This is a genomic window from Nostoc sp. S13, from assembly GCF_029379315.1.
Classification (GTDB): Bacteria; Cyanobacteriota; Cyanobacteriia; order Cyanobacteriales; family Nostocaceae; genus Nostoc.
This window is the reverse complement of record NZ_JAQYWQ010000147.1, coordinates 1-7,030: the sequence shown is the minus strand read 5'-3', so window position 1 is coordinate 7,030 and position 7,030 is coordinate 1. Positions and strand designations below refer to the sequence as shown.

Annotated in this window: 6 protein-coding genes; 2 read left to right on the top strand and 4 right to left on the bottom strand. The window is 42.0% G+C overall.

All coding sequences use genetic code 11. The features are described 5' to 3' along the window. Together PUQ00_RS29100 and PUQ00_RS29095 are read right to left on the bottom strand one after the other, a co-directional pair. Positions 1-618 (bottom strand): tetratricopeptide repeat protein (locus tag PUQ00_RS29100; RefSeq protein WP_300423112.1); only part of this gene is annotated, 618 nt, incomplete at its 3' end. Between the two features lie 457 nt (positions 619-1,075). Continuing rightward, positions 1,076-1,708: a hypothetical protein gene (locus PUQ00_RS29095; RefSeq protein ID WP_300423109.1), complete on the bottom strand. Its 633-nt coding sequence runs from the start codon at positions 1,706-1,708 to the stop codon at positions 1,076-1,078. A 311-nt stretch (positions 1,709-2,019) separates the two neighbouring features. On the opposite strand from PUQ00_RS29095, the gene PUQ00_RS29090 reads away from it, so the two are divergent. Next, on the top strand, positions 2,020-2,895 hold the full coding sequence (locus PUQ00_RS29090) for a hypothetical protein (RefSeq protein ID WP_300423106.1): 876 nt from the start codon (positions 2,020-2,022) through the stop codon (positions 2,893-2,895). A gap of 162 nt (positions 2,896-3,057) precedes the next feature. Next, a complete protein-coding gene (locus PUQ00_RS29085; RefSeq protein ID WP_300423104.1) occupies positions 3,058-4,191 on the top strand; it encodes a sulfate ABC transporter substrate-binding protein in 1,134 nt (377 codons plus the stop codon). Positions 4,192-4,498: 307 nt separating this feature from the next. Here PUQ00_RS29085 and PUQ00_RS29080 read toward each other — a convergent pair whose 3' ends face one another. Beyond that, entirely contained in the window at positions 4,499-5,905 is a 1,407-nt protein-coding gene (locus PUQ00_RS29080; protein WP_300423102.1) for a 1-acyl-sn-glycerol-3-phosphate acyltransferase, read from the bottom strand. 166 nt (positions 5,906-6,071) lie between these two features. Further along, positions 6,072-6,518, bottom strand: a complete 447-nt coding sequence (locus PUQ00_RS29075) for a DUF2127 domain-containing protein (protein WP_300423099.1) — start codon at positions 6,516-6,518, stop codon at positions 6,072-6,074. Positions 6,519-7,030 lie beyond the last annotated feature (512 nt).

The following is a 7,030-nucleotide window of genomic DNA, read 5'->3' as shown; positions in this document are numbered from 1 at the left end:
ACCGATGTTATTGAGTGTACGAGCTTCACCAGTGCGATCGCCCACAGCACGAAATAGGGGCAGAGCTTGGTTGTAAAAATCGAGTGCTTTTTGCTTTTCTCCTAAAGCGTTGTAGACTCCACCGATGTTATTGAGTGTACGAGCTTCACCAGTGCGATCGCCCACAGCACGAAATAGGGGCAGAGCTTGGTTGTAAAAATCGAGTGCTTTTTGCTTTTCTCCTAAAGCGTTGTAGACTCCACCGATGTTATCGAGTGTACGAGCTTCACCAGTGCGATCGCCCACAGCACGATATAGGGGTAGAGCTTGGTTGTAAAAATCGAGTGCTTTTTGCTTTTGTCCTAAATCGTCGTAGTTACGCCCAAGCCCAAGCAGTGCGAGCGCTTCCAGTTTTTGGTCTTTGAGTTCTCGTGCAATAGTTAAACCCTGCTGAAATATTTGTATTGCCTGTTGGTGTTCCTGTTGCTGTGTCAGTTTTATCCCTTGCTTTAACAGTCTTTTTGCTTCTTGCGATCGCGAGTTTTGAGTTTGTCCCCAGGTGGGTTGAGCTATCAGCATTACTGTTAAAGGCGTTAGACAAACGCCCAAAGCTAAAAAATTGGTGAGAATTTTTTTCATAGAATAGCGCAGAGGTAGCTGTTTTCAATTGGGTGTTAGCAGAAGTTATCGTTAGCAACATCAAAGTATTTGGTCAAGTCTGGGATTGCTACCCTACACGAACGCTTCCAGGAAGCAGAGCGATCGCAAGGACAAAAATACGTTAACTTTGCGTAAGTCCTATAAAGCTTGAAATATTTATTGCCTACATCGGAGCATTTGTTATAAACGTTTGAACATTTGTTGCAAATGTTTGAACATTTGTTGCTAGCAACGAAGCATTTGTTATAAACGTTTGAACATTTGTTGTAAATATTTGAACATTTGTTGCAAGCAACGAAGCATTTGTTACAAACGTTTAAACATTTGTCACTAGCATCGAAGTTTTTGTTACCAAAAAGGCGTAACTTACCTACTTTCACGTTGAGTAGATACAAATGTATAGCTGTAGAGGCGTACAGCTAAAATAATTCACGAATCAATAAGGTATTGCCAGAATATTGATCGTTCGTTGTTGCAAATTGAATTGGATTTCATCTACCACATATTGCCGATTTCTAGCCACTGACTCAATACCCTGCAACTGTGCTGTAGAAACTATAGGTGGTTTCAGTTTCACCACTGCTTGACCTTGAGTAGAATTTTTTACGGTAAAAGTATTTAGGGGTATACCACTCCAAGTTACTAGTTTACCTGTGGGACGGTCTCGCTCACCCCGGATAATTTGCTGCCCATTGCTTCTGTAAACTGACGCCCTATTCTTGAAGACTACTTTTTGAATTTGGCTCAGAGGAATCGTGGCAGTTTTGCCACTACGCTGAATTGATAGTGCTTGCCCTTGTGCATCAATTCCTATTACCCGACCACTGCTTGAGTCACCCGCTTTAAGTATCACCTCTGCTAACTCTGGCAAGGCTACTGCAAGTTCTAATTCATCTGCGTTGACTGGTGTCTGTGCTAACAAGAAATTTCCCGTTGTGACATCCTTGCTAATTACAGCTTGGATGTTCCCTGCTAATGCTGCTGTCATTACTAAAATTGCCACAACCCATCCCTGGAATAAAGCTTTCATGGCTTTAACAGTATATTTGACTAAATTTAACTTTCTCATTAAACTTCAGAGGCGTATACTAAATTTCCGTAAAATCACTAAAATAAACTGATCATTTACATATAACAGTTTGCAGTTGAGTGCAATATAGACCTAACCCCCAGCCCCTTCCCTTGTAGGGAAGGGGAGTAAGATTCAAAACCTTTCTCTTTCTACAAGGGAAGGGGAGTAAGATTCAAAGCCTCTCTCCTTTTAGAAGAGAGGTTTGGAGAGAGGTCAAAGTCTATTGCATATAAACGAAAAACGCTATATAACTCGGTGCGTTACGCTTCGCGGTAACACACTCTACATTGTTTTCCCCCATATGCCATATGACCCAAACCCCTAACCAGGAAACTAATATTTTAGGTAAATTCACGAGTGTACTTGGCTTGCTAGGTGCGGCGCTTTTCTTTGCAGGCTGGATTTACCGTTGGTCATATTTCTACTTTTTTCAGCTAGAAGTCAATACCCTCGACTTACCCGCACAGTCTTTTTTGATGGTTCCCCTGCAAATATTTCTCGGAGATGGCTGGGCAATCTGCAAAAGTGCGATCGCCTTTTTTGTCGCTGCGATCGCCATTCAGGCTACATTATGGTTAATTAAAATCATCAGTGATACTGTAGTCTCTGCAAGCCAATTACTACTGAGTCGCATTATCTCTGCTACCCAACACAAACGCTCATGGACAGCTAAACAGCTAAAATCTCTGGCTGAATTTAGTTTTGTGCAACTGCGCTCAGTGGAATTTCTGCGATCGCTAGTCAATGAGATAGTAATAGTATCTTGGGTATTAATTGTGATATTTTGGTTAGCTCGTTGGCAAGGCATTGCAGATGCCCGACGAGACGCTAGTCAAAATTCTACTTTGCCTGTTGTAGCGTTAATTACACCTGAAGAAAAGTTTGCTGTCGGACGCAAACTTGATGATCCATTTGCCGATCCGTCTTTGAAAGGTTATCGCATTATTGGCGATCGGGGTCTATTCGATGACTTGCAAGGCAGGGAAGATAATGATATCAGCAATCCACAGCAGCCGCGAGTCTGGCGCTTACTCCTAGAACGTGGCGGCTGGATTTATTTGTTCCGAGCATTGCCCCCAAATGCGAAACTTGATGAGATACCGTCAGTGTTGGCTATTCAAGAAAGTGAGAAGGGACATATCATCATTCGCAGTGCAGAAGCTTCCAAAAGTAGTTCTCCTTGATATATTCAATAACTTGTTTAAATTTAGGTTAATAAAAAGTTATTTATCCTTAACCAATGTTTTATAATGCCCCTTAACTACAGCATCTAGCTCAAGTTACCGCAGATTCAGGGGAAAAATTTGATGAACCAGGGGCAACGTACTCCAAAATCAAGGAGATATTTGACTGAATTAGTTCAGACTTATATCGTTAAAGCTTTACACGCTGCAAGACAGTGGCGTGTACAACTAATACGATGGTTGTACAAGCATTCTGCATGGGGTGTTGCGTCCCTATTCTTGGTCGGAGTTAGCTTGAGTATGGTGATGGCTGCTTGCTCTCCACGTAATGTCAATAATACTGGTAATGCTGGCGCAGCTTCCCAGAGTGATGTAACCCTAACCTTTGTTTCTTACTCGGTTACTAATGCAGCATACCAGCAGATTATTCCCAAATTTATCGAACAGTGGAAGAAAGAACATAACCAAAATATCACTTTTAATCAAAGCTATGATGGCTCAGGTTCCCAAACTCTTGCCGTGATTGACGGTAAAGAAGCTGATGTGGTACACCTGTCACTTGCACTTGATATAAATAAACTTGTTCAGGCAGGTTTTATTCAACCGGGGTGGGAAAAAGAAGCGCCTAATAATGCAATTGTGACTAAATCTGTAGATGCGATCGCTATTCGTGAAGGTAATCCCAAAAATATCAAAACTTGGGCAGATTTGGCACGAGATGGCGTAAATGTGGTTATGCCTGATCCTAGAACCTCTGGCGGTGCTCGCTGGAACTTCCTTAGTCTCTGGGGTTCTGTGACAAAAACTGGCGGAAATGAAAATCAAGCAATAGACTTTACCTCCAAAGTCTATAATAATGCACCTTTGTTGCCTAAAACGGCTCGAAATGCCACTGAACTGTTCTTCAACGATAATAAAGGTGATGTTCTGCTCAACTATGAAAACGAGATGATTCTGTTAACAAAAAATGGCAAAAAAATCTCATATGTTGTGCCTGACATTAATATCTCCATCGACAATCCTGTTGCTGTTGTAGACAAAAATGTTGATAAACACGGCACTCGCTCTGTTGCCGAAGCATTTATAAAATTTCTTTATACCCCAGACTCGCAACGAGAGTTTACCAAATTAGGATTTCGTCCCGTTGATTTGACTATTACCAAAGAAGTGGAAAGCAAATTTCCCAAAATTAAAACTATCTTCAAAGCTGAAGATTTAGGAGGATGGAACGAAATTCAAAAGAAATTCTTTGATGAAGGAGCAATCTTTGACAAAATTCGAGCGAAAAAATCTTAGAATTTTCGTTATCGAACTGAATTCAGGAGTCAGGAGTCAGGAGTCAGAATTCAGAATTCAGGAGTCAGAATTCTGAATGAATTTTGACCGAAAAAGCAGATGAATAACCTCTTTTTAGACCCCGAGCAAATCGTAGATTTGGTGGTCAACTTTCGTAGTGGCGGGTCTGAATCCCCGACTGATAGCGTAGCGGTAGCGAGTCCGCGAGCGTCTTGATTCTAAATTCTGGATTCTGAATTCTGGATTTTGGATTCTGAATTCTGGATTCTGAATTCTGGATTCTGGATTCTGAATTCTGAATTCTTCTTCAACTAATCATTTTCTCTAAAGCGATTTGCAAATCTTTTGTCAAATCGCTCACAGCCTGTCTAGCCCCCTGACGATCGCCCTGAGAATTACCAGAGCGTTCGGTAACTGAAATTGGTTCCCCGACGGTGATTTGTACCTGTCGCAAACCTAAGCGAGGTCGCCCCGGAAGTGTTGTATCCTGAATTCTAGAAAGCATATCAAAGATGAGCAAAGCTGTTTCTGCAAACCGTTCCGCCGTCGATTGTTCCTGAATATAAGTAGCTGTGACGGCAACAAAACTTTCCACTATCCGCATATGCCGCATTCGCAAGTCTGCTTCCTGGGCAACCCAGTCTGCTAAACCGCGTTTAAAGGGTGGTAAAGCATTGATATCTGGCAAATCTTCCCGATAAATGTAATTCCAACCAGCCTCTTCCAAACGGCGACAGCGATCAATAGAATTACCCTGCCCTTGAACTCCAAAATATTGCTCGGCAACTTGTAAAGCCTTATCCAGTAAGCGATGAAGTCGGGTAATCAACACCTGATTCGGACTAGCAGATTCATCAGTTGAGATGGTTTTTGGAATGTCTTGATGATAGAAGCGACGATAAAACTCTTCCATCTGCGTAATCAGATATTCAGCCAACCGATAGATACGTTGATAGTAAAACTCTTCGCTATCGCCCGAATCAATTGTCATTATCGGCAAGCCACTATCAGCTTCCAACTTACTTAGCAGCGAATCCAGTTTAGACCAAGGTGGCTGAACGTAGCGATACTGGATAGCGATCGGCACAATGATCACAGTTTCAGTCCGTTTAGCTTTTTGCAAGTCTTCTACACACCAAAAACCCATTTGAGCAACACCGGGTTCCAGTGGGCTAACAATACCACTATGACCATTAGTACCGCCTTCTGGTGCCACTGCGATCGGTAGTTCGCCATTAGCAAACAACTCCCGTGCAGTTTGAATCGCTTGCCGATCTAGTCGCCTACCGCGATGAACCGGCACACCTCCTATTCTTGAGAACAACCAACCCAGCCAATCTCCAGCCCAAACCGTCATACCCCGGTCATAAAGAAAATAGCTGTGAACAAGAGATTGCAGTGTAATACCTTCCTGACGAGCAACCTGTGGCACAATGCGGGAAAGCAAATACAGCATACAAAGGGGATCTTCTACTTCTGGGTGGCGAAATGCCAACAAAAAGCGAATTTTTCCAGCCTGGAATTGTTGATAAAGTTCAGCTAATACCTCAACATTTTTGGCTTCAATCCGCACAATACCAGCCGTTAGCCAAGGTCGAGTGCGGAAGCGTAGTGCGATCGGTAGTAACCACCGAACAATCTGGAGTACAACCCGGTTAAACCGTTGAGTAATAAATTTCAGTGGTGGTTGAGTAGACTGAATCGATCTAGGCAAGTCGCTCTCCAGATTATATTTCTAGCGATTGTACAACGTGGGGTCTTGGTTTTGCCTAAACCCGCAGCCTCCTGCCGTCAAATATTTCAATTCCCACGTTTGGCTCTTTTGGTTACTCAGCACTCATAAACTCTCTAACGATAAGCCCTAAGTATCGAAGAAAAAATTACCTTGAATGTTTAGGAAAACTTCGGAATAAATAGGCAAACACTGCTAAATTTAACACAAGAATCAATATTTTTATCCCAGAGAAGCCCCGAATTAATTCATAAATTTCTGGGGGAATACTGATACCAACAAGTACTAACACCAAGACGTGCGCCCAACGCTTTTCGTACCATAAACCAACGGCTTCAATAGTAGTAACAATAGCATAGACTCCTGCTCCAATGCCGCTAAATGCCAAAGTTCGCGGATTTAAGTTGAGAACTTTATTTAAAAGCCAATCAATAATTATCGATTTACTTTCTAAAACATAATTTTCTGAAAAAACCTCTAGACTTTCATAATTTTTTAATGTCAATAATAAAGCAATCGAAGTAGCCATCAGCAGCAAGGCGGTAAATGATTTGTAGAGAACAATTGCCACTAATCCCAATGGACGCTTTTTCAAACAACCCCCTAAGTATATATACGTAATAGATTGCCTAACTGGCTCTGGATGATGCCAACTAAGACGTTTATTGTAACAGCACTGGATCGCCCCATCTGTCCACTTTTACCAATAAGGAAACTAAATGTTTATTACTAGACATCTTCAGAAATTAAATATGCGTTATCTAGAACCCTTGTAGAGAGGCGAAATTTCGCGTCTCTACATTCTTTTTCGGAGATGTCTACTACACTATTCACTCTAACAATTTGTGTTGTCTGGGGAGTTGCTTACGTTATCTAGGGTATCTAGGGAGTAGGCGTAATCTGGCAGAGAGGTAAGATGCTGTATGAATTGCATCAATTCTGCCTCTGTAAGGAGTCTTTGCCCTCTTTTCTGATATATCCTTTCCGTATGCGATCTAACTTCTTGCCTAAGCCATCGGACTCGTGCAGCTTCTAAGCATATTCGCTGAGTTAGAGGGTGTTTGAAAAGTCGAGCAGGTTGTAAAAAAGCTCTCTCAGTATACGCTG

Coding starts and splice junctions, on each gene's coding strand:
- PUQ00_RS29095 (WP_300423109.1), bottom strand. CDS start 1,708: ATGAGAAAGTTAAATTTAGTCAAATATACTGTTAAAGCCATGAAAGCT.
- PUQ00_RS29090 (WP_300423106.1), top strand. CDS start 2,020: ATGACCCAAACCCCTAACCAGGAAACTAATATTTTAGGTAAATTCACG.